Source organism: Lactobacillus sp. W8174, from assembly GCF_016100975.1.
GTDB lineage: Bacteria > Bacillota > Bacilli > Lactobacillales > Lactobacillaceae > Lactobacillus > Lactobacillus juensis.
Genome location: NZ_JACFRN010000001.1, coordinates 116,490 through 138,783 on the forward strand (window position 1 = coordinate 116,490; position 22,294 = coordinate 138,783).

22 protein-coding genes and 1 other annotated feature are annotated in these 22,294 nt (G+C 35.4%); of the genes, 17 read left to right on the top strand and 5 right to left on the bottom strand.

Going from position 1 to position 22,294, the window contains the following annotated elements; all coding sequences use genetic code 11:
• Positions 1–30 precede the first annotated feature (30 nt).
• A complete protein-coding gene (yidC, locus tag H3U49_RS00715) occupies positions 31–996 on the bottom strand; it encodes a membrane protein insertase YidC (protein WP_198178867.1) in 966 nt (321 codons plus the stop codon).
• A gap of 33 nt (positions 997–1,029) precedes the next feature.
• Complete coding sequence (locus tag H3U49_RS00720) at positions 1,030–1,362, bottom strand: acylphosphatase (protein WP_232347672.1); 333 nt, start codon at positions 1,360–1,362, stop codon at positions 1,030–1,032.
• Between the two features lie 93 nt (positions 1,363–1,455).
• Here H3U49_RS00720 and H3U49_RS00725 point away from each other — a divergent pair, with 93 nt between their 5' ends.
• The 5 genes from H3U49_RS00725 to greA all read left to right on the top strand — a co-directional run bounded on the left by H3U49_RS00725 (position 1,456) and on the right by greA (position 6,969).
• Entirely contained in the window at positions 1,456–2,226 is a 771-nt protein-coding gene (locus H3U49_RS00725; RefSeq protein ID WP_198178868.1) for an RNA methyltransferase, read from the top strand.
• 80 nt (positions 2,227–2,306) lie between these two features.
• Positions 2,307–2,657 (top strand): helix-turn-helix domain-containing protein, encoded by a 351-nt coding sequence (locus H3U49_RS00730; RefSeq protein WP_198178870.1) that lies wholly within the window; start codon positions 2,307–2,309, stop codon positions 2,655–2,657.
• Between the two features lie 48 nt (positions 2,658–2,705).
• Positions 2,706–2,909, top strand: a binding site (T-box leader).
• Between the two features lie 39 nt (positions 2,910–2,948).
• Positions 2,949–3,998 carry a phenylalanine--tRNA ligase subunit alpha gene (gene pheS, locus H3U49_RS00735; protein WP_198178872.1) on the top strand — a complete coding sequence of 350 codons (1,050 nt, stop codon included), beginning with the start codon at positions 2,949–2,951 and terminating at the stop codon, positions 3,996–3,998.
• On the top strand, positions 3,999–6,416 hold the full coding sequence (pheT, locus tag H3U49_RS00740) for a phenylalanine--tRNA ligase subunit beta (RefSeq protein WP_198178874.1): 2,418 nt from the start codon (positions 3,999–4,001) through the stop codon (positions 6,414–6,416).
• 76 nt (positions 6,417–6,492) lie between these two features.
• Positions 6,493–6,969 (top strand): transcription elongation factor GreA, encoded by a 477-nt coding sequence (gene greA, locus H3U49_RS00745; RefSeq protein ID WP_034980198.1) that lies wholly within the window; start codon positions 6,493–6,495, stop codon positions 6,967–6,969.
• 109 nt (positions 6,970–7,078) lie between these two features.
• On the opposite strand, the gene H3U49_RS00750 is transcribed toward greA, so the two are convergent.
• Entirely contained in the window at positions 7,079–7,993 is a 915-nt protein-coding gene (locus tag H3U49_RS00750; RefSeq protein WP_198178876.1) for an N-acetylglucosamine kinase, read from the bottom strand.
• Positions 7,994–8,204: 211 nt separating this feature from the next.
• Here H3U49_RS00750 and H3U49_RS00755 point away from each other — a divergent pair, with 211 nt between their 5' ends.
• The 10 genes from H3U49_RS00755 (at position 8,205) to H3U49_RS00800 (ending at position 18,850) form a co-directional block, all read left to right on the top strand.
• Positions 8,205–10,304: a penicillin-binding protein 2 gene (locus H3U49_RS00755; protein ID WP_232347671.1), complete on the top strand. Its 2,100-nt coding sequence runs from the start codon at positions 8,205–8,207 to the stop codon at positions 10,302–10,304.
• An 82-nt stretch (positions 10,305–10,386) separates the two neighbouring features.
• Complete coding sequence (gene rpmG, locus H3U49_RS00760) at positions 10,387–10,536, top strand: 50S ribosomal protein L33 (protein WP_081945351.1); 150 nt, start codon at positions 10,387–10,389, stop codon at positions 10,534–10,536.
• A 53-nt stretch (positions 10,537–10,589) separates the two neighbouring features.
• Positions 10,590–11,168: a 5-formyltetrahydrofolate cyclo-ligase gene (locus H3U49_RS00765; protein WP_198178878.1), complete on the top strand. Its 579-nt coding sequence runs from the start codon at positions 10,590–10,592 to the stop codon at positions 11,166–11,168.
• 11 nt (positions 11,169–11,179) lie between these two features.
• Positions 11,180–11,860: a rhomboid family intramembrane serine protease gene (locus H3U49_RS00770; RefSeq protein WP_198178880.1), complete on the top strand. Its 681-nt coding sequence runs from the start codon at positions 11,180–11,182 to the stop codon at positions 11,858–11,860.
• Positions 11,860–12,078, top strand: a complete 219-nt coding sequence (locus H3U49_RS00775; protein ID WP_198178882.1) for a YqgQ family protein — start codon at positions 11,860–11,862, stop codon at positions 12,076–12,078. The genes H3U49_RS00770 and H3U49_RS00775 overlap by 1 nt, the downstream gene beginning before the upstream one ends.
• Positions 12,079–12,132: 54 nt before the next feature.
• Positions 12,133–12,537: a rhodanese-like domain-containing protein gene (locus H3U49_RS00780; protein WP_198178884.1), complete on the top strand. Its 405-nt coding sequence runs from the start codon at positions 12,133–12,135 to the stop codon at positions 12,535–12,537.
• Between the two features lie 67 nt (positions 12,538–12,604).
• Positions 12,605–13,525: a tRNA (adenosine(37)-N6)-dimethylallyltransferase MiaA gene (miaA, locus tag H3U49_RS00785; RefSeq protein WP_198178886.1), complete on the top strand. Its 921-nt coding sequence runs from the start codon at positions 12,605–12,607 to the stop codon at positions 13,523–13,525.
• Entirely contained in the window at positions 13,518–14,768 is a 1,251-nt protein-coding gene (locus H3U49_RS00790; RefSeq protein WP_198178889.1) for a methionine gamma-lyase family protein, read from the top strand. Before miaA ends, H3U49_RS00790 begins: the two co-directional genes overlap by 8 nt.
• Before the next feature lie 171 nt (positions 14,769–14,939).
• Positions 14,940–16,277, top strand: a complete 1,338-nt coding sequence (gene glnA, locus H3U49_RS00795; protein WP_198178891.1) for a type I glutamate--ammonia ligase — start codon at positions 14,940–14,942, stop codon at positions 16,275–16,277.
• Between the two features lie 1,388 nt (positions 16,278–17,665).
• Positions 17,666–18,850 (top strand): MFS transporter, encoded by a 1,185-nt coding sequence (locus H3U49_RS00800; protein WP_198178893.1) that lies wholly within the window; start codon positions 17,666–17,668, stop codon positions 18,848–18,850.
• Positions 18,851–18,941: 91 nt separating this feature from the next.
• Here H3U49_RS00800 and pyrE read toward each other — a convergent pair whose 3' ends face one another.
• The gene (gene pyrE / locus H3U49_RS00805) at positions 18,942–19,577 is read right to left on the bottom strand and encodes an orotate phosphoribosyltransferase (protein ID WP_198178895.1); all 636 of its coding nucleotides are present in this window, start codon (positions 19,575–19,577) and stop codon (positions 18,942–18,944) included.
• Between the two features lies 1 nt (position 19,578).
• Positions 19,579–20,286 (bottom strand): orotidine-5'-phosphate decarboxylase, encoded by a 708-nt coding sequence (gene pyrF / locus H3U49_RS00810; RefSeq protein ID WP_198178897.1) that lies wholly within the window; start codon positions 20,284–20,286, stop codon positions 19,579–19,581.
• Between the two features lie 243 nt (positions 20,287–20,529).
• Here pyrF and H3U49_RS00815 point away from each other — a divergent pair, with 243 nt between their 5' ends.
• Both H3U49_RS00815 and pyrR read left to right on the top strand, forming a co-directional pair.
• Positions 20,530–21,453, top strand: coding sequence for a dihydroorotate dehydrogenase (locus H3U49_RS00815; RefSeq protein ID WP_198178899.1), 924 nt, complete (start codon positions 20,530–20,532; stop codon positions 21,451–21,453).
• 195 nt (positions 21,454–21,648) lie between these two features.
• Positions 21,649–22,191, top strand: coding sequence for a bifunctional pyr operon transcriptional regulator/uracil phosphoribosyltransferase PyrR (pyrR, locus tag H3U49_RS00820; protein WP_198178901.1), 543 nt, complete (start codon positions 21,649–21,651; stop codon positions 22,189–22,191).
• The last annotated feature ends 103 nt before the right edge of the window (positions 22,192–22,294 follow it).

Genomic DNA, 22,294 nt, shown 5'->3' on the forward strand with positions numbered 1-22,294 from the left:
TTTTTGCTTCTGAATTTTATAAACCAACAACTAGTGTCGTTTTTGTTGTTTTCCTTTGTTACGATTACGTAACTTTTCGTGCAATTCTTTCGTTTGCTCAGACTGAACCGGAGAAGCCGTTTTAACATTAAGAAGCTCGTCTACTTTTTCTTTTGTTACTACTTCTTTGATAGGTTCACGTTTTAATTCTTCATCAACCTCTTTTTTAACTTTAGGCATAATAACGAAGGAAACGATCAGTTGCTGAATAACAGAGAAGATGTTACCAGCTGCCCAATATAAAGCAACCGACCCAGAAACCGAAAGGCAGATGAAGAGCGTCATAATAGGATTCATGAGCATCATTGACTGCATTTGCTTTTTTTGCTCCTGCGGTATGCCAACAAGTGAAAGGTAACCTTGTAAGAATGCAAAAATAGTTGCGATAACAGTTACCGATATGGATCTGCTACTTAATGAAATGCCAAAGAATGAAGAACTAGCCAAGCTTTGTGAGTACATCACTGCATCGTAAATTCCAATCATAATTGGAAACTGGATAATTAATGGCAAACACCCCATTCCACCTGTTAACGATAAGTGGTTACTGGAATATAGTTCACGCTGCCAGCCAGCCAATGTCATTTGTTGGTCCTGGTTGAGATCTTTGCGCTTCATAGTATCCTGAATTAGCTTCATCTGCGGTTGCAGGCGTGCCATTTTTTCTTGCTGGGTAGTTGATTTCTTTTGCTGATTAAGCATTAACGGCAAGAGAATCATTCTAACTACAAATGTCATTATGATAATGGCCCAGCCAGCCCCATTAGCTCCACCTATGAGGTTAGAGAAGTAAAGCATGATATTCTGCATCGGCTTACCAATAAACTTATAAATCGACCCGTATATAAAGCCTGTTGGCGGCTTATTAACTCCTCCATTTTGTGCACAAGCAGTCACAAATAACATGACTGCTAAGCAAACAGTAATTAATCCGATATATTTGCGAAATTTTTTCATTCAATTCACCCAATTATTATTTTTTGCCAATAACTAATATAATACATGAAAACCGCTCATTTTGCTTACTTTTGTTAGTTTTTCTTTTTTAATATTTGAAATTCGCGCAAATTGAGAAATATTCTTAGGCAACTCAGAACAAAATTGATTGACTCGGCTTAATTCAGCTTGTAAAGTAATTGTGACAGTTTCATCACTGTTATTGCGAACACTGCCAGTCATCCCCATTTTTTGAGCAAGGTTTAACACGCTCCAGCGAAAACCTACACCTTGAACGATACCTGAAACAGTTAGCTGCCAAGTTTCTTTTGAATCATTGGTCGGATTGCTTTTTCTTTTGTTCATGTGCTTGTTAAAAAATCCCATAATAATCCTTCCTAGTCCTGCTTTCTTGATTTTAACATTTTATCAGCTTGAAATTAAAATAATATATTGATAAAGATGAAAGAAGAGATTTAGATGTCAGAACAATTAAGTTCCGTAAATAATAAGCTAATAAAAAATTTAACTAAATTAAAACAAAAAAAATATCGCCAAGAAAATGGATTATATATGATTGAAGGCTTTCACTTGGTTACAGAGGCCTTCAAAGCAAAAAAAAGCTACGAGTATCTTTTAGGGACTGAGGAAGCTTTAGCTGAGATCAAAGATATTTTTCCCCAATTAGTGACAAGCAAAAAAAACGTCATAATCAATTTTTCCGTTGCTCACCATCTTGCAAGTACCAAAAATTCTCAAAATATTTTTATGGTATTAAAAATTAGTCAACCGCAAAATTACCATTTTAATTTTGGTAAGTGGGTATTGCTAGATCATCTGGCAGATCCTGGAAATGTGGGAACAATCATCAGAACTGCAGATGCAGCGGGATTTAATGGAGTCGTTTTATCCCCTGAAAGTGTTGACATCTATAATCCCAAGACGCAGCGCGCAATGCAGGGCAGTCAATTCCATATCAATGTAATTACTGAAAACTTATCAACGGTTATAAAAGAAATGCAGGATAATACAATACCAATTTATTCAAGTATGTTAGATAAAAATGCTAAGGAATTACCAGAATTTAAAAAAGTACCACAAGTTGGTATTGTTATTGGTAACGAAGCACATGGGGTTACTTCAGAAGTAGCAGAAATCTGTGATCAGAAATTATATATTCCTATCAAAGGTCAAGCCGAATCTTTAAATGCTGCTGTGGCAGCAGGTATCATTATTTACTATTTCTCTTAACTATTAATGCTTGTTTTTAGTAAGTATATTTAATATAATAAAAGGCGAAACAGACACTTTCTTGTGGGAGGGACGGTATCATGCCTCAAGGTATTAAGGACAAAAATTGTGCTAATTGTGGTGCTCCTAATTATGAGTACTGTAAACATTTTATTAACGCATTTAAAATTATTGGTAAAAAGTGGAACGGTTTAATTATTAGTTCACTCTGTGCCGGAGATTATATGCGCTTTAAAGATTTAGCACAATGTGTGCTGCCTTGCTCTGACCGTGTTTTAGTTGAAAGATTAAAGGAATTAGAAAAAGAAGATATTGTTAACCGTTCAGTTGACGGTAAAACAAAAATTATTTCTTACAGTCTGACACAAAAGGGTGAAGAATTAAAGCCCGTTTTTGATCAAATTCATGGTTGGGCCGATAAATGGGTCTAATTTGTCTAATCCTCTTGCATGTTTTTTAAAAAAGATATATTCTAATAACTAATTACGAAGAGTAAGACTAGTAGCAGCAATCATTTAGTCAGAGAGACCTTTTTATTGAGCTGAAAGAAAGGTTTAAACGGAACTGTGAATTTCATCTTACTAGTAGAATCTAATCCATTCCGGTATTCACCGTTAGCGAATTTTGAGTGTGGGCATTTTGGTGCCCAAACTAGGGTGGTACCGCGAAGCTTCGTCCCTTTTGGGATGAAGCTTTTTTATTTGATTTGAAAGGAAAAAGTTATGGACTTGTTTGACAGGTTAAAAGAACTGCGTGAAAAAGGTTTAGCTGAGATCAGTACGGCTAAAAATGAGAAAATGCTAAATGACGTTCGCGTCAAGTTAATGGGGCGCAAAAGCGAGTTAACTGAAATTCTTCATTCGATGAAAGATGTTGCCCCAAGTGATCGTCGTGAAGTAGGACAAAGAGTTAATAAACTGCGTGATCTTTTTAACAGTAGGCTTGATGATGCAAAAACTGAGATAGTAGAGGCCTTAGTTAAAGAACAACTGGAAAAAGAAAAAATAGATGTCACTTTACCTGGACGGGAAATGCACTTAGGTACCAAGCATCCTATCAATATTATTTTGGATGACCTTGAAAAATATTTTATTGGTATGGGTTATGAAGTAGTACAAGGACCAGAAATTGAAACAGACCACTACTGCTTTGAAATGATGAATTTACCAAAAGATCACCCAGCAAGGGATATGCAGGAAACTTTTTATATTGATGCAGAAGATTTATTACGTTCACAGACTTCTGGAGACCAAGCCCGAGTTTTGGAAAAACATGATTTTGCTAAGGGTCCTTTAAAAATGGTTGGACCTGGTAAAGTTTATCGCCGCGATGATGATGATGCTACTCACTCACACCAGTTTATGCAGATGGAAGGTATGGTAGTAGACAAAAACATTACGATGGGTGACTTAAAGGGTACTTTAGAGTTAATGGCCAAGCATATTTTCGGCCAAGATCGGGAAACCCGATTGCGTCCCAGCTACTTTCCTTTTACTGAGCCATCAGTTGAAATGGATGTTTCCTGCTTTAATTGCAATGGCAAGGGTTGCTCTATTTGTAAGTATACTGGTTGGATAGAAGTTTTAGGTGCCGGTATGGTTCACCCTAACGTTTTGCAAAATGCTGGGGTTGATCCTAATGTTTATGGCGGCTTTGCCTTTGGCGTAGGCTTAGATCGTTTTGCTATTCTTAAATATGGCATTGATGACATTCGTGATTTTTACACAAATGATGTCCGTTTCTTAGAACAATTCAGCAGGGAGGAAAGATAAATGCTAGTTTCATACAATTGGTTAAAAGATTTTATTAAGTTAGATCAAGATCCCAAGGATTTAGCTGAAAAGATAACACGTACAGGTGTTGAAATAGCCGAAGTCAAACATCCTGAAGAAGGTATGAAAAAACTGGTTGTTGGCCATATTATTGACTGTAAACCTATTGCTGGCACTCATCTAAATTTAACTCATGTCGATGTTGGTGAAAGCGAGACTCATCAAATTGTTTGCGGTGCACCAAATGTTGCCGCAGGAGAAGATGTTATTGTGGCACTACCTGGAGCCAGAATTGCCAATAATGTAAAAATTAAAAAAAGTAGATTACGTGGAACTGAATCTAATGGAATGATTTGCGGTTTACAGGAAATAGGATTTCCTGATAATGTCGTTCCTGAAAAATACGCCAATGGTATTTATGTTTTTCCGCAAGATGCAGGCTTAAAACCGGGGCAATCAGCCTTTGAGCCTCTGGGTATGGATGACTATATTTTTGACTTTGACATTACACCTAATCGCGCTGATACGTTATCAATGGAAGGATCAGCCTATGAGGTTGGAGCTATCAGCGACAAACCAGTCCAAGTTGAAGATGTAACTCTCAAAGAAGATGGTCCGGACTGGACCCAAGATTTCACAGTAGAAGTGGATTCCAAGCTTGCACCCAAGTTTTATTTGCGCAAAATTACTAATGTGAAAATAGGCGACAGTCCACTTTGGTTGCAAAGACGGCTATGGAACGCCGGTATTAGACCAATTAATAATGTAGTTGACGTAACGAATTATATTATGCTTTTAACAGGCCAGCCAATGCACAGCTATGATGCCCGTGCTTTTGCCTCTAATAAGTTGGTGGTTAGAAAAGCTAATGAAAACGAAAAATTGACGCTTTTAAACAATAAGGAGGTCGACCTTGATCCTGAAGACATTGTTATTACTAATGGCAAAAAAGTTGTGATGATGGCTGGAGTTATGGGTGGCCTAAATTCAGAAATTGAAGCTGATACTACTGATGTTTTGTTAGAATCCGCTATTTTCGATCCTACTTTAATTAGAAAAGCTGCCCTGCGTCATGCTAATAGAACGGAAGCTTCTAGTCGTTATGAAAAAGGCGTCAACTGGGATGCGACGACAAAAGCATTAGATATGGCTGCTTTATTATTACGTAACGACGCTTCAGGAAAGATTGACCAGGGCGTGATTACGGGTAGTGCTGAAAAAAGACAACCAGTACAAATCAAGACAACTATTTCTTACATTAATAAAGTTTTGGGTACTAAAATTACTCCAGCAGAGATAGCTGCTATTTTTAACCGCTTGAATTTCAAGGCTGAAATAAATAGTGATGAGCTAACTGTCGATGTACCTGCGAGGCGCTGGGATATTTCTATTCCGGCTGATTTGGTTGAAGAAGTTGGGCGCCTATATGGCTATGACAATATCAAGTCCACACAACCAGTTTTAGCTGAGACCCATGGTGGCTATTCCAAGACTGAAGAAACAATTAGACACATTAAAGATATTGTTCGTGGTCAAGGGCTAATAGAAGCAATTTCATATTCATTAACGTCCCCTGAAAAAGCAATTGCTTTTACAAAGGAGCCTAAGAAACTTGTTAAAGTGCAAATGCCTTTAAATTCAAGTCGATCAACTCTAAGGCAAAATTTAATGACAGGCCTGGTTGATGCTGCTAGTTACAATATGGCTCGTAAACAAAATCAATTGGCAATTTTTGAGCAAGGACGTGTCTATGATTACGAAAACAATACCTATAATGAACACGAGCATTTGGCTACACTTTATACCGGTAACGCTTTCTTTGAAAATTGGCAACACGATAATGAAAAAATTGATTTCTTCTTTGTTAAAGGTCAACTGACAAATTTATTTTTAGCAATGGGCATTGATTTAAATGATGTTGAATATAAAGCTGAAATAATAATGGCTATGCACCCTACAAGAACAGCTGGCATATACATTAAAGGCAATTATGTGGGTATGATTGGAATGATTGGTCGCCCAGTAACTGAAACCAGCAAAACAATGAAAGGTAGTGAAATCTACGGCTATGAATTGGATCTTGATACCATCGTGCCCCTGATATTGAACCCGCAAACAACTGCACAAACCGCACCAAAATTCCCTGCCGTTGAACGTGATCTTTCAATTTTGGTGGATCAAGATACTACTAATCAAGCCGTTGAAGCTGTCATCAAAGAAAATGGTGGCAAGTATCTCCATGATTTGCGCATTATTGATGTATATCGCGGGTCTCATATTGCTGATGATAAAAAGAGTTTTGCATATCGTCTAACGTTTTTAAATGAAAATGAGACATTAACTGATTCAGTTGTTAACGAGGCAATGAATTCTATTGATTCAAGTCTCACAAAGCTGCTTAAAGCGGAAATACGTTAATGGTTGACATTAAAAGTTTAAGTTAATATTATAGACCAAGCAGAAAGAATTTTAACTTTAAGGAGTAGAAAATTTTATGCCTGAAAAATCATATCCAATGACTGCTGAAGGTAAAGAGAAACTGGAAGCAGAATTAAAAAATTTAAAAGTTGTAAAACGGCCTGAAGTAATTGAAAGAATCAAGGTTGCTCGTTCTTATGGAGATTTATCTGAAAATTCTGAGTATGATGCAGCTAAAGATGAACAAAGTCATTTAGAAGACCGGATTAGTGTTGTTGAAGAAATGCTCAAATATGCTCATGTGGTTGATGCTAACTCTAGCGATCCAGATGAAGTTGCAGTGGGTAAAACCGTTACTTATACTGAAGTTGGTGAAGATGAACCAGAAACTTACACCATCGTTGGCAGCGATGAATCTGATCCAATGAATGGTAAAATCTCTAATGATTCTCCAATTGCCCAAGCGATTTTAGGTAAGAAAAAAGGCGAAACGGTAACTATTTCAACTCCTGGTGGCAAGTTTGACGTGGTAATTAACAAGGTTGAAGAATAGTTAGCAGCCTTTACATGAATGTTTTATTATTTGCAATAAATTAAAAATTAAGACCAGAACATATACGTTTTCGTAAATGAATATGTTCTGGTCTTTTTTTATGATTATTCTAGTGACTGGTAAAGTAGCGGTAATCTTTGCTTTTATCAAAGACCACACCACGAGCATTTTCACCGTTAGAAATTGAGAATTGTGCGTCCGGATATTTTTCCCGAACTTTGTTTTCAAGAAAATCTCGCAGCATATGGTTGTTGGCGAGTACAGAGCCGGTCAATGCAATTTTCATTGGTTTAGGGTCTTCATAACGATCCATGCCAATAATAATGTCACGTGCAAGAAGTTCTGCTTGTTCCTTGATTACTTTTAAAGCAAAAGAATTGCCGTTATCGGCTTGTTGAGCTACATTAACTGCCATTGAAGCAAAGTCAGCATTTGCTGTCTTATAAAATTTAGCAGTAGCGTCGTTGAGGTTGTCAACATTGAACAATTTATTGAACATTGGAATTAGTTCGTTTTTTTCACGTTTGTCCCAACTAAGCAAGGCTGACTTCAAAGCTGATAGTGCAATGGCGTATCCAGAACCTTCATCACCTAGAATAGCGCCATATCCACCAGTGGTGATAATTCTGCCATTTTGTAAACCATTAAAAACAGAACCAGTCCCTGCAATTACTAAACCACCATCTTCACCTTCAAGGCCATTATAAAGGGCTAAAAGGGAATCAGTAATTGCCCTAGTCGGTAAGTTATTAACTTTTGCCGAAATTTCAGCTGCTACTTCAGGTGCATGACCAACTACAGATAAGCCAGCCATTCCACATAAGATACGTTGGCAATCTCCGTCAATTTCATCAATTAACTTGTTTATAGTATTGGTAATATTGGTTATTGCACTTTCATAATTTGTGTTTACCTGACCTGGTCCTGCTTTAGCACGTGCCAGTTCCTGACCTTTTAAGTCATATGCAATTGCCATAGTATGGGTTCCACCAGCGTCAACCCCAATTTGATATTTAAGTGTCATAGTTTGATCTTCTTTCTAAATTTTTTATCCCACCAATATTTTATTACAAATGGAAAATTTACAGAAGATTTTTTCATAAAGTGTTTATAACCAGTTTATTATTTGCCTTTTACACGTTATCTATTAAAGTTTTTTCAAAAAGTTAACATCTCAATAGATTTGTCATCTAGTTTTTGCTAAAATTACACTAGTTTAGTGAGGATGAGTCTAATTGAATTTTTTTAAGAAAAAACTGAAGACTAAAAATGATAATTCCAAAAAACAAGCTTCTACTCCAATTAGAATGAAGATAATTTTGGGAATTATTTTTGTCCTTTTTGCTACATTAATTGGGCAACTGGCTTATTTGCAAATTGGCTATGGTTCACGCTTCAAGGCTGAAGTGCAAAAATCTAATTCTGCTGTTGTTTCCAGTCAGGTTCCTCGCGGAGTTATGTATGACAGTAAAGGACGCGTATTGGTAGGAAATAAAGCTAAAAATGCTATTACTTATACCAAAAGTGTTTCTACTACGAGTGAAGACATTTATACAATTTCAAATTCTCTTAGTCAATATATTTCAATTAAAGACGAAAAACCGACACAGCAGCAAGTAATTGATTATTATTTGGCTAATAAAAAAAATAGTGCTAAAGAAGCTGCTAAAGTTCCTAAATCTGTCAGAGAAACTCAGGATGATAATTTAATTAATAAAAGAATACAAGAGCAAGTTAGTGCTGAACATGTTAAATTAAGTGCACGTGAGAAAACAGCAGCTCTAATTTACAATAAGATTTCTGGTGCTTATACTCTTTCTACTATTTATATTAAAAATAATCATCTGACAGACAAAGAAATTGCAGAAGTAGGTGAGCATCTTTCAGATTTGCCTGGTGTAGGTATTGGTACTGACTGGCAAAGATCATATCCCAACGGTTCTTCTATTCGCAGTATTATTGGCTCTGTATCAACGGAGAAGGCTGGTTTACCTAGTGATAATTTACAATATTATCTAACCAATGGCTATTCTAGAAATGACAGAGTAGGTACGTCATATTTGGAAGAAAAATATGAACCACTGCTAAAGGGAACGAAAGCTACGAGTAAAGTTTGGACTAAAAATTCAGGCGATATTGAACAATCGAAATCGGTATATTCTGGTCAAGCCGGTGCAAGTTTGGTTTTGACTCTTGATGCTAAATATCAAAAAGAAGTCCAAAGTTCATTGGAAAAAATTTATGCTGGAGCTGTTGGTTCCGGTGCTGCTCACTATTCAAATGGAGCCTATGCTGTTGCCATGAATCCTAAAACTGGCGCTATTTTAGCTATGGCAGGTATCAATCGTGACCCTAAAAAGAATAAAACTACTAATAATGCCTTAGGCGTAATTAATCAGTCTTTTGTAATGGGCTCAGCTGTTAAAGGTGCAATGGTCGGTGGTGGATTAATTAACAAAATAATTACTCCAACAAATAATGTAATGCCCGATACACCAATTTATTTGCCAAGTACCCCTGTTAAAAAATCAGTTTATCCAATAGGTACATTTGGTGCACTTGATGCAGAAACTGCACTCGAAGTTTCCAGTAATATCTACATGATGCATTTAGCAATGAAATGGATTAAAGCTGATTATGTTCCCAAGAGTTTTATCCATATGCCCCAAACAGCGTTCGAACCTTTACGGCATAATTTTAATATGTTTGGATTGGGACAAAAGACTGGTATTGATTTGCCGGGCGAAATTTCAGGAATTCAAGGTAAATCATTTAATGATCAAGGATTAGTTCTTTCGGGGTCCGTGTTAGACTTGTCTTACGGCAACTATGATGCTTATACCCTGATTCAAATGGCGCAGTATGTTTCTACTATTGCTAACGGCGGCTATAGAATGCAGCCATACGTTGTGCAATCAATTGGTCGAACTTCAAATAATGGCAAAAAAATTTATGTGGATTACAATAAAAAGCCAGAAGTTCAGTTACGGATACCCTGGACTTCAGATGAACTGAATATTGTCAGACAAGGCTTTTGGCGCGTTGTTCATGGCACAAATTCATGGGGTACCGCACATAAATTAAAAAACGTGAAACCTTCTATTTCCGGTAAATCAGGAACAGCACAGACATTTTATTACGATCCAGATAATCCTAACCAAAAAAATCCGCCTGAGCTGGTTAATGCAACTTTTGTCGGCTATGCGCCATCAAATAATCCCGAAATAGCAACAGCGGTAATATTTCCGGGACTTGATCCCGAACTGGAAGGTTCCTACACACTACAAATGACGAAAGCAATGGTACAAGACTACTTTAAATTACATAAAAAGTAGAATTTTGTGAATATTACTGGTAATAATAAAGGAAAAATGCTAAGATAATACAGTCAGAATAAAAGCGTAGGTGGTGAAAGAAATGGCAGATAACATCATTTTGGAATGCACCGAATGTGGCGATAGAAGTTACTTATCTAAGAAAAACAAGCGTAAGCATCCGGAACGTTTAAGTTTGAAGAAGTATTGCCCAGTTGAAAGACATACTACTCTTCATCGTGAAACTAAGTAATTAACCAATATGGCAGGAGCCTATGCTCCTGCTATTTTTTATATGGAAGAATCATGACAAAATTAAAAAAAGAAATTAGACAACAACAAGTTGAAAAATTAAGCAGCTTTGCGGAAACCGCTGAAAAGAATGCTGAAGATCAGGTTCTACTAAAGAATATTATGAATTCTGAACTCCTTGACAAATGCCAAAGCATTGGGATAACTTCTTCTCTTACTTATGAGGTAGATACCTCAGGTCTAATTGCTCAGCTTTGGGATCAAGGAAAAGATGTTTATTTAGCACGGGCTAATGATAACAGTGAACGTTCACAAGATTTTATTTATTATAGTTATATGACTAAGTTAACTAAGTCCAAATTTGGTGTTGCTGAAGTAAGTGAACCGGACGCTCAGATTAATAATGATCTTGACTTAATTATTGTGCCTGGATTAGCTTTTGCTTTGGATTCGCATCAACGTTTAGGCTTTGGTGGGGGCTATTATGATCGCTTTTTGGCAAAACATCCTAGTTCAAAGACAGTAGCTTTGGTCAATTCGAAGATGATTTTTGAAACTGCAGCTTGGAAAATAGAAGCAACTGATGTTCCAATTCAAACAATTATCACTCCTGAAGCAATTTTATCGAAATAACTGAGGCTATTATGAACCAGCGACAAAACCTGAAAAATTGTTATATAACTGTCAGTATATTGGTTATTCTTTTTTTGGTCTTTTTAATTGAAACTGCAATAGGTGGCTCCGAAAATATTTATGTTTTAATGAAAATGGGGGCTATGAAAAATGATGCTATCATTATAGGTAATCAGTGGTGGCGCCTGTTTACTGCACAATTTTTGCATATTGGAATTATGCATTTAATATCAAATGCAGTGATGATTTATTACCTAGGTGTTTATATGGAAACCATAATAGGTCATTGGCGTTTTTTAGCCATCTATTTACTTTCAGGTATTGGTGGAAATCTTTTAAGCCTGGCTTGGGGAAATGATAACGCAATTAGTGCTGGAGCTTCAACGGCTTTATTCGGCCTTTTTGGAGCAATGACTGCTATTGCATTGCAAAATCGTACGAATCCAATTCTTGTTTATCTCGGCAGACAGTCATTCTGGCTGGCATTGATTAATATAGGCCTTGATCTTTTTGCTCCTAATATCGATATCCCGGGACATATTGGCGGTTTTATAGCCGGATTTTTAATTGCTGTTATTTTGGGTGAAAAAAATTTAAGAAATTATTCAATAAAAATGCGCGTTGTTGCAGTTTGTGCTTTGATAATTTATTGTGTGGCAGCTGTCAGAATGGGTATGGTAATCAACTTATAATGAAAACTCTGTATGATGTACAACAGCTTTTGGAAAAATACGGCATTTTTGTCCATGTAGGAAAGAGAATTTGGGATATTGAACTGATGGCTCTTGAACTAGATAACATCAATCGTTCGCATTTAATCGATAAGCATGATTATTTAGTTGCAAAAATAATACTGCGACGAGAATACGAATATGAAGAACGCAGAAAAGGCAATAAGCCTGACTCTTAAGCTTGATTAAGGGTATATTGTTTTTAGAAACTTTTAGTAGGAGAAATACAATTTATGTCAACATTTTTATTTATTCTAGATGCAGTTTTAATTATTGTAATTTTAGCCTTCATTGCAGTTTGGTTATGGAATAAAATACAGACTAAGCGCCTGGGCGGTGGAGACTTGTCTAATGATGAATTTAATAAGGGAATGCGTAAAGCTCAGGTAGTGGATTTACGTGAAAAAGAGCCTTTCAAGAGAAAACACATTGATGGTGCCAGAAATTTGCCATACACGATGCTTAAGTATCAATATACTGAATTAAGGTCGGACCTTCCGGTTTATTTATATTCCGATTCTTTATCAGTTACTTTACGTGCTGCCAGATTTCTACAGAAAAAGAACTTTTCGTCTATTAAATGGTTAAAAAATGGTTTTGATGAATGGGACGGTCGTACAAAAAAATCCAAATATTGATTAGAAAACATGTTTGTTGATTTTTCAAACGTGTTTTTTCTATATTATTAATTAAATGAGGAAAAAGATGCAAAAAGTTTTGGCAATCGTTGGGCCAACCGCAATTGGAAAGACCTCTTTGGCAATTCAGCTTGCTCAAAAAATAAATGCTGAAATAATTTCGGGTGATTCAATGCAGGTTTATAAAGAGGTGGCTATTGGAACAGCTAAAGCAACTCCAACAGAACAAAAGACGATTCGACATTATCTTGTTGATACTCGATCAGTTTTTGAGCCGTATTCTGTGGTAGATTTCATTGAGCAGGCGGAAAAGGCTGTTGAGCAAATCAGTGCCCAAAATAAGCTACCACTTTTAGTAGGTGGTACCGGTTTTTATGTCAATGCACTTTTAAACAAAATGCAATTAGGAGAACCATCTCACCAAGAAGCAGTGATTACAGATAAATGGGAAAAATTTTTGCAGGAACAGGGAAAAAATGAATTGTGGGCGGAATTAGATAAGCGAGATCCAGATGCCGCTCAAAAAATTCCTTTAAATAATACCCGACGCGTTTTACGGGCACTAACAGTAATAGAGCGTACAGGGAAAAAATTTTCTCAGCAGCAAAAAAACATAGAACCAAGATATGATTACCTTATCATTGGTCTCAATTCTAACCGCACTGTAATTTACCGTAGGATCAATGAGCGTGTTGATCAAATGATGAAACAAGGCTTGCTTGAAGAAGCAAATTTTATTTATCAAAATAGGGCTTATGAATATACGATCCTGCAGGCTATCGGTTATAAAGAATTTTTTCCTTATTTTAAAAAACAAGATAGCCTTGAAAATTGCGTTTCAAATTTAAAAACAGCTTCAAGAAGATATGCTAAGAGGCAGCTGACGTATTTTCGTCATCAATTACCTGTCACTTGGTTTGATCCACTTAAAGATCCGAATTGTTTAAATGAAATTAAACAGAAAGTTGAGGAATGGTTAAATGAATAACTGGCCAGAAAAATTAAATAAAATAGTAGCTGAGACGGACAAGCAGATAGCACCCCAATTAGCAAAAATTGATCAAAATATCTTATTTAATCAAAATAAAGTTTTAGAAGCTTTTAAAGATAAGGCTGTTGCTGAATCTGATTTAATTGGCAGCACTGGTTATGGGTCTGATGACAGCGGTCGAGATAAGCTAGATCGTATTTACGCACAAATTTTTAACACTGAAGATGCTTTAGTCCGTTCGCAATTTGTTTCTGGTACCCATACTTTAGCCACTGCAATGGCAGGCAATCTGCTCCCAGGTGATGAATTAACCTATTTAACTGGGATGCCTTATGATACATTGCAACAAGTTATTGGAATTGCCGGCAACGGTCGTGGCAGTTTGAAGCAATATGGCGTTAAGTTCTCTCATGTTGATTTATTACCTGACGGCAGTGTTGATTTTGCTTCTGCACGAAATTTGTTGACAAAACACCAACCTAAAATGGTTGTTATTCAGCGTTCACGAGGCTATAATACCAGACCGAGTTTTACAGTGGGAAAAATCAAGCCAATGATTAAAATGATCAGGGAAGTTTCACCTAAGAGCATCATTTTTGTAGATAATTGTTATGGAGAATTCTCTGAACAACATGAACCTACTGAATATGGTGCCGATTTAATGGCTGGTTCTTTAATTAAAAATGCTGGCGGCGGATTGGCCAAAATAGGTGGCTATGTTGTTGGTAAGCATGAACTAATTGAGAATACTGCGGTAAGGCTCACAGCAGGTGGGATTGGTCGCGAAGAAGGAGCCAGTTTAAACAATAATCTTGATTATTTTGAGGGCCTTTTTGTATCACCAAGTGTGACTGGTAATGCAATTAAAGGTGCAATTTATGCGTCAGCTTTATTAGAAAAGATGGGCTTAGAAGTTTCTCCTAAGTGGAATGAAAACAGAACTGACTTAATTCAAACAGTAATTTTTCATGACAAGGACAAAATGATCAGATTTGCCAAAACTTTACAGAAAAACTCGCCAATTAATTCATTCGTTGATCCTATTCCAAGTAATGATACTGGATATGAAGATCAAGTAATTATGGCTGATGGTTCATTTATTGAAGGTGCAAGTATTGAATTTTCTGGGGATGGTCCAATTAGACCACCTTATGCCTTATATATGCAGGGCGGATTAACTTATGCTCATGTAAAAATTGCGATTACCAATGCAGTTAATGAATTATTTTTCGAGAATTAATCAAAGATATTTATAAATGTAAAGTAAAAGTTTGGTAAAGTTTTGCTATTTTTTGTTAGACCACTTTACAAGGTTTTAATCATTTGCTAATCTTAAGTCTAGTTTTAAACAAGAATAAAATTTCTAGTTTAGACTGTACCAATTATTGTGTGATTTTTTAGGTGGAGAAACATGACAAAGAAAATTTCAGCAGATGACATAAGGAAAAGTGTCAAAGAAGATGATGTCAGATTTATTAGACTGGCTTTCACAGATATTAATGGAACATTAAAAGCAGTTGAAGTTCCAAATAGTCAGTTAGACAAGGTTTTAGAAAATGACGTGCGCTTTGATGGTTCTTCAATTGACGGATTTGTTCGTTTGGAAGAAAGTGATATGATATTATATCCAGATTTTTCCACCTGGTCCGTTTTGCCTTGGGGTGACAGTACAGGTGGTAAAATTGGTTGCTTAACTTGTTCTGTTCATACTACTGATGGTGAACCTTTTGCAGGTGATCCACGAAATAATCTTAAAAGAGTTATTGGTCAAATGAAAGAATTGGGCTTTACTGCTTTTGATATTGGTTTTGAAGCCGAATTTCATTTACTTAAACTTGATGAAAATGGTAATTGGACTACTCAGGTTCCAGACCATGCCTCGTATTTTGATTTAACCTCAAACGATGAAAGTGCAAGTTGTCGCCGAGATATTGTTGAAACTTTGGAAAGTATCGGTTTTGAAGTGGAAGCTGCACACCACGAAGTAGGGGATGGTCAGCAGGAAATTGATTTCAGATTTGATGATGCGTTGACAACTGCTGATCGTGTGCAAACTTTTAAAATGATTGTGCGTGAAATAGCTAAGAAACATCGGCTGTTTGCCACATTTATGGCTAAGCCCTTGCAAGGTCAAGCTGGTAACGGGATGCATACCAACATGTCTTTATTCAAAGGCAATAAAAATGCGTTTTATGATAAAAATAATAAATATCATTTATCCAAGACTGCTTTATACTTTTTAAATGGTATTTTGGAGCATGCACGCGCCATTACAGCAGTTGGCAACCCGACTGTTAACTCATACAAGCGTTTAATTCCGGGTTTTGAGGCTCCAGTATATATTTCTTGGGCTTCAAAGAATCGTTCTCCTATGGTTAGAGTACCTTCTGCAGGGGAATTAAATACTCGTCTTGAAATGCGCTCTGCTGATCCTACAGCTAACCCATATTTGCTTTTAGCCGCATGTTTAAGTGCAGGAATGGCCGGAATTAAGGAAGAAAAGATGCCTATGGATCCTGTTACGTGCAACTTATTTGATTTAAGTGAGGAACAACTTAATGAGATGGGAATAAAGCCACTTCCTTCAACATTGCACAATGCCTTAAAAGCCTTTAAAAAGGATAAATTAATTCAAGCAGCTCTGGGTGAACATTTGACTCAAAGTTTCATTGATTCTAAAGAATTAGAATGGTCCCAATACACTCAAACTGTTTCTGACTGGGAAAGAAATCGTTATATGGGCTACTAAAAAATTTTGTTTTAGTTTTATAATAAGAGCGAAATTTAAAAACTGGAAATTTATTAATTAGGGAAATAATGTAAAGTCTGATAAAGAACGGGCTAATTATTTTTCTTGCATGTGCCCAATATTATAATGTCAAGCTACAATTTAGCTTGACGTTTTTTATTTTAGAAAAGTTTTTTAACTAGACCAATTAGCCATTAAGTAATTTTTCAACTAGTTGAAAATAATTAGAATAACTAATATTCTCTTTAGCCGCATATAAATGGTATTTCTCTTCACTTTTTTAGCGGGAAGTTATTAAATTTAAAAAGTAACCGATATGTAATTGCTCAAGTATTGCGATAAATTTAGAAATCGTTCAAAAATACTTAAAATTATAGATGCAAGCATTAATTTTATTTAATAACAAATTATAAATATTAATTAACTGCTATTATGTAATTATTTTTTTATTTTATTATTAGAAATAATAGTAATAAAATAAGGATTAATTAGACATACAACTTTTTGTGTGCGTTTTCAAAATAATAATAAATATTTAACTTATTTTTATTACATATAATATTATTAGCGTTATTTATAATAAAAATATATGCAATTAAACTCTATAAAATACTTATTATATTTTATATTTATTTGAAAAATATAATATTTTTTGTTATTTAAATTTTATGTAAATTTATTTATAATATTTTGTAATGAAAACATATTTTTAAAATTTAATAATTTATTGACATTTAAGACTTCATTTATTAGGATTATATTATCTAATTAATTTAACATATATTAGACATAATATTAGAGAGGTAGTGTTATTTTAAATAATTTAGGATAGATATTTGAATTTAAAATTTTAATTAATAGTTTAAGAAAGGATATGTTATGTAGTAAAAAAAGCAACCTCAATGGAGTAATCAATTGAAGTTGCTTTCCGAAATACAATGTTAGGAATAAATTTATAAAGTGTTTAATCATGCTAAAGATTATATTTATCCTTAACGCAGAAATTAGTAGCGAGAGAAGTCAAATAAGGTAAATTCAACTCACTACTATAATTACTAATATTAAAGAAAGAAGTTTAAATTTGTAAAATTTTTGCCTTAATTAAGTAAAAATATTACACACATGTAGATTTAATTATAAAATTCTTCTATGAATAAACATCTTAAAATCACATATACACTAGTTTAAAGGTTGTATTGAACTCTCATACAACCTTTTTTGGCCAAATCATATGACTTTAAAAAGGATGTCAAATATTAAGCAAAATAACTCCTGGTCACATGTAATTGCATGTTTTAACTTAAGATCGTCTTTTTAGTTCATTTTGTTATATGCCAACCTTTAAGTGATAGAATAGATAAGTCAAGTTTAAAGTAAGTGAGGTAAAAATGACAAAAGGAAAAACGGTTTATACTAAAGATGTATTATTAGTTATGGCAGCTTCATTCTTTTTTATGTTTAGTACCATGTTTGTGAACCCTCTGATTAACGGCTATGCTAAAAGTTTGGGAGCTAGTAGTGGCTTTGCAGGCTTAATTGTGGGAATTATGAGTATAGCTGCAATGTTTTTACGACCGATTGCTGGCAATTTGACAGATAAATTTTCAAAATACCGTTTATCTTTTATCGGCGGAATTCTCATAGTGGTCGGTGTAACCGGCTACGTAATAGCACCGGCAAGCAATTGGTTGCTCCTTTTTCGGTTAATTAACGGTTCAGGCTATGTTCTTTGCACCGTTTGCATGACGACTTGGCTTGCCTTTTTGGTACCACGTGCTCACGTTGGTCAGGCAATGGGATTTTATGGTCTGATGAATGCACTTGCGATGGCTGTTGCTCCGGCACTGGCTATTAGTACTTATCAAAAAACAGGATACAGAACTGCTATTATTGCTTCTGCAGTTTCGGCCCTTTTAATGGTCATTATAATTCAATTTGTTGGCAATAAGGCAAAACCTAAAAAAGTTAAACAATCAGAACAGAAAAAATCATTTTTGCATCTTAAAATTATTCAAAAAAACGTATTGCCTATAGCAATGCTCACTACTTTGTTTGCCTTCCCTTATTTTGCCACACAAGCTGATCTGGTTACTTACGTTGAAGAGCGTCATTTGAGTGTAAATGTAGGCTCCTATTTTTTAATTTATGCTGTTGTACTATTGCTTATTCGAATAGTTTTAAAAAATCTCTTTGATACTGTTAAATTTGGCACTTGGTTTTGGTTTAGTGTTGCTGCCACCCTTATTTACCTGATTTTGCTGGCAACAATGAAAAATAACTGGATAATGGCTCTCGCAGCTGCTTTTATGGCTATTGGTTATGGTCTAATGTATTCAGTTTTACAGTCAACTGCAATGCTCTTAGCGCCAATTAGTGAGCAGGGCTTAGCAAGTAGCACATTTTACTTAGGTCTTGACTTTGGCATGGCTTTCGGTCCTATAATCATGGGATTTATAAATGACTTATTACCAGTTAAATACTTTTATTTAGTACAGTTAATTTTAATACCGTTTATGATATTGGTTTATTTCCATTACCGCGTTCGTTTGAACGGTGCAATAAGGCACCATTAAACCTTTTTAAATAAAAGAAAAACTGACTAATCTTGTCTTAGTAAAAGATTGGTCAGTTTTTAATATCTCATAATATAATTGGCTTTGCTTTTTATTGGAACTTTTTACCCCATTCCCAAGGATCTTCGTGCCATGTCTTTAAAGCTTCATATTCTGTTGAAGTTATGTATTTCATCTCTTTTTCTTTTTGCAATAGTTCAGGATATGTTAACAAAGGACTATAGTCAACGTTAGCTTGAGCAAAGTTAGCTTTAGTATCTTTTAAATAATAGGTAAATATTGAGCTTACGCCGATTACATTGCCGCCTTCTTTTTCAGTTGCTTTTACTGCATTAATAACTGAGCCACCAGTTGTAATTAAATCGTCGATTAGTACAATTTGATCGTTGCTATTAAAGCGACCTTCAATTTGTTTACCTTTACCATGATCTTTTGGCTTTGGGCGTACATAAATCATTGGCAAGTGCAATTTAGTGGCTACCCAGGCTGCATGGGGAATTCCGGCAGTAGCAACGCCACCGATTATACTTACATCTGGATATTTTTCTTTAATAAGAGCTGCTAAATCTGAAGCAATCCAGTTACGCAAGTCTGGATAGGAAACAGTTAATCTTAAATCAGTATAAATGGGAGATAACATACCACTTGCATAAGTGTAGGGTTTGTCAGGTGATATCGTAATAATTTTTTCTTCAACTAACTTATTAATAATTTGATCTTGATGCATTTTACTCAAACTCCTTTTTAATTTCTCGATAAACTAAAGCGGGATCTTCAGCCTGCGTAATTGGTCGACCCACTACAAGAGCACTTGAACCAAATTCTTTTGCTTTTTGTGGTGTGGCTATACGCTTTTGATCATCAGTGGTACTATTTGACAATCTGATTCCTGGTGTGACGTATAAAAAATCAGAACCAACCTGATTTTTAAGATTTTTCACTTCAAGTGGCGAACATATCACACCATCTGCACCTGCTTTTTTTGCAGTTTGTGCCAGACTAACTACTTGCTCTGCCATTGATAATGAACAGTTTTGTTCATTTGCCAAAATTTTTTCTGAAATTGAGGTCAATTCTGTAACTGCTAGTAATTTGGGAGTTTCATTTCCAGTTGGTGTTCCATCTATCAAGCCCTTTTTTGCGGCTAAAATCATTTCACTTCCGCCCAAAGCATGTACTGTTGTGCATAAAATACCTAATTGAGCAATCTGTCTTGCAGCTTGATAAACTGTATTAGGAATATCATGTAATTTAAGATCTAAAAAAATCTGATATCCTTGTTTTACTAAACTCTTTACAAATTCTGATCCATAATGATAATAAAGTTCCATACCAATCTTTAAGTATGTTTCTTGGGGATGACCTAGCTTTGTTAGCAATTCAAGAACATCATTTTGGTTGTCAAAGTCCAAAGCTACAAATACTGCTTTTTCCATTAAAACCTCCACAAAAAAAGCCTATTTTGGTACGAGAGTGCATCAAAATAGACCTTTTATTTAATTTAAGTCTTGTTTTTAACTTGCGGTCTCTCTGTACCGTTTAAAGTTTATCATTAATGAGATTACCATTTTTGTTTATAAAATACAATAAAAATTTTGTTTTTAAAAAGTAAAGAAATTGTGTAAAATATATCCAAAAATAATTGTATTGACAGTGAGCTTACATTTTTGGAGGGTAAAATGACAAACATCAGTGTAAAATTGCCTGGACTTAATTTGAAAAACCCAGTGATGCCTGCTAGTGGTACTTTCGGTTTCGCAGATGTGCCAGCGGCAAAAAAATTTGATTTGAACGAACTGGGAGCGCTAATTATTAAAACTGCTACTCCGAATCCGCGTTTAGGAAATCCTCAACCACAAATTGCAGTTTTAGATAACGGTGTATTAAATTCAGTTGGTTTGACCAATCCCGGGATTGATAAAGTTATCAGCGAAAAGTTATCTAATTTAAAAAAGCAATATCCAGCACTACCGATTATTGCCAGTGTAGGCGGTGAAAGTGAAGAAGGCTATATTGAAGTTGCTCAAAAGCTGTCAGATTCCAAACTGGTTAATGCTCTGGAAATTAATGTTTCTTGCCCCAATGTTGCTCAAGGTGGAATGGCATTTGGTGTTCATCCAAGAGTGGTGGAGAAACTGACTGCTGCAATAAAAAATACAGTTGATTTGCCCGTTTTTGTAAAGTTGACGCCTAATGTAACTGATATAGTTGCATTAGCGCAGGCTGCTGAAACAGGTGGTGCTGATGGCTTATCTTTAATAAATACTGTAACTGGTATGAGGATTAACATAAAGACTCGCAAACCTCTTCTTGGAAATAATTTTGGTGGTTACTCTGGTCCTGCAGTGAAGCCCATTGCCTTATATCAGATTAATCAGGTAAGACGGGTTACAAATTTGCCAATTATCGGTATGGGGGGAATTGCATCGGCTGAAGATGTGGTTGAATTTATGCTTGCTGGTGCTAACGCTGTTGCAGTAGGTAGTGCCCATTTTAAGGATCCCTTAGCTTGTCCGCATATTGTCCATGACTTACCGCAGGTTTTGAATAATTTAGGAGTCAATGATATTAAAGATTTAGTTGGTCAAGTTGAATATAACTAAAAAGCTAACATTAGCAATATCCAACTTTACTATTGACAATTTGAATTCGAAACAGTATATTTAAACAGATGTCCTTTAAAATTAGTCCCGTGAGGCTAGCAAGGAAAGCTCAATTAAGTATTGACTTTTACAAAGCATTTAGTCTCAAATAGATTAAGTGCTTTTTTCATGGGCAATGTACTACAGGAGAAAAAAATGACAAAAGAAATTTGGGATGCCTCAGCAATGAAAAGAGCGTTGACAAGAATTACTTATGAAATCATTGAACGAAATAAAGGCACGGAGAATTTGGTTCTGGTAGGAATAAAAACTCGTGGTGTATATTTAGCTCAACGCATTCATGATCGGATTCAGAAGCTTGAAGGTGTTGATGTTCCACTTGGTCAGCTTGATATTACTTTATATCGTGATGATCGTCACGATGCATCATTAAAACTAGATCCCGTTGTTAATTCGAGTGAACTCGGTGTTGAAATTAACAATAAACACGTGATTTTAGTTGATGATGTTATTTTTACCGGTCGGACAATTAGAGCAGCAATGGATGCTTTAATGGATAAAGGCAGACCTAGTTCAATTGCCGTTGCTGCTTTGGTTGACCGTGGTCATCGCGAACTTCCAATTCGAGCAGATTTTGTTGGTAAAAACATTCCAACTTCATCACATGAAGAGATAGCTGTTCATGTAGAAGAAATTGATAATAAAGACAATGTGGAATTAAAACCATTGCCACAATAAAAAATTAATTCAACCGTTTAATTGGCTCCAGAGAGGGTCAGAAGGGTTTGAGTTCATTTTATTGAGTCTCTGACTATACTAAAAACCCTTTTGCTAAACCTGG

What these genes read in the sequence shown, in the direction of transcription:
- H3U49_RS00780 (WP_198178884.1), top strand. Translation starts at nt 12,133, where the DNA reads ATGTCAACATTTTTATTTATTCTAGATGCAGTTTTAATTATTGTAATT.
- H3U49_RS00765 (WP_198178878.1), top strand. Translation starts at nt 10,590, where the DNA reads ATGACAAAATTAAAAAAAGAAATTAGACAACAACAAGTTGAAAAATTA.
- H3U49_RS00725 (WP_198178868.1), top strand. Translation starts at nt 1,456, where the DNA reads ATGTCAGAACAATTAAGTTCCGTAAATAATAAGCTAATAAAAAATTTA.
- pyrE (WP_198178895.1), bottom strand. Translation starts at nt 19,577, where the DNA reads ATGCATCAAGATCAAATTATTAATAAGTTAGTTGAAGAAAAAATTATT.
- H3U49_RS00775 (WP_198178882.1), top strand. Translation starts at nt 11,860, where the DNA reads ATGAAAACTCTGTATGATGTACAACAGCTTTTGGAAAAATACGGCATT.
- H3U49_RS00800 (WP_198178893.1), top strand. Translation starts at nt 17,666, where the DNA reads ATGACAAAAGGAAAAACGGTTTATACTAAAGATGTATTATTAGTTATG.
- miaA (WP_198178886.1), top strand. Translation starts at nt 12,605, where the DNA reads ATGCAAAAAGTTTTGGCAATCGTTGGGCCAACCGCAATTGGAAAGACC.
- pheT (WP_198178874.1), top strand. Translation starts at nt 3,999, where the DNA reads ATGCTAGTTTCATACAATTGGTTAAAAGATTTTATTAAGTTAGATCAA.
- H3U49_RS00815 (WP_198178899.1), top strand. Translation starts at nt 20,530, where the DNA reads ATGACAAACATCAGTGTAAAATTGCCTGGACTTAATTTGAAAAACCCA.
- greA (WP_034980198.1), top strand. Translation starts at nt 6,493, where the DNA reads ATGCCTGAAAAATCATATCCAATGACTGCTGAAGGTAAAGAGAAACTG.
- pheS (WP_198178872.1), top strand. Translation starts at nt 2,949, where the DNA reads ATGGACTTGTTTGACAGGTTAAAAGAACTGCGTGAAAAAGGTTTAGCT.
- H3U49_RS00730 (WP_198178870.1), top strand. Translation starts at nt 2,307, where the DNA reads ATGCCTCAAGGTATTAAGGACAAAAATTGTGCTAATTGTGGTGCTCCT.
- yidC (WP_198178867.1), bottom strand. Translation starts at nt 996, where the DNA reads ATGAAAAAATTTCGCAAATATATCGGATTAATTACTGTTTGCTTAGCA.
- H3U49_RS00720 (WP_232347672.1), bottom strand. Translation starts at nt 1,362, where the DNA reads ATGGGATTTTTTAACAAGCACATGAACAAAAGAAAAAGCAATCCGACC.
- H3U49_RS00790 (WP_198178889.1), top strand. Translation starts at nt 13,518, where the DNA reads ATGAATAACTGGCCAGAAAAATTAAATAAAATAGTAGCTGAGACGGAC.
- pyrF (WP_198178897.1), bottom strand. Translation starts at nt 20,286, where the DNA reads ATGGAAAAAGCAGTATTTGTAGCTTTGGACTTTGACAACCAAAATGAT.
- H3U49_RS00750 (WP_198178876.1), bottom strand. Translation starts at nt 7,993, where the DNA reads ATGACACTTAAATATCAAATTGGGGTTGACGCTGGTGGAACCCATACT.
- rpmG (WP_081945351.1), top strand. Translation starts at nt 10,387, where the DNA reads ATGGCAGATAACATCATTTTGGAATGCACCGAATGTGGCGATAGAAGT.
- glnA (WP_198178891.1), top strand. Translation starts at nt 14,940, where the DNA reads ATGACAAAGAAAATTTCAGCAGATGACATAAGGAAAAGTGTCAAAGAA.
- H3U49_RS00770 (WP_198178880.1), top strand. Translation starts at nt 11,180, where the DNA reads ATGAACCAGCGACAAAACCTGAAAAATTGTTATATAACTGTCAGTATA.
- pyrR (WP_198178901.1), top strand. Translation starts at nt 21,649, where the DNA reads ATGACAAAAGAAATTTGGGATGCCTCAGCAATGAAAAGAGCGTTGACA.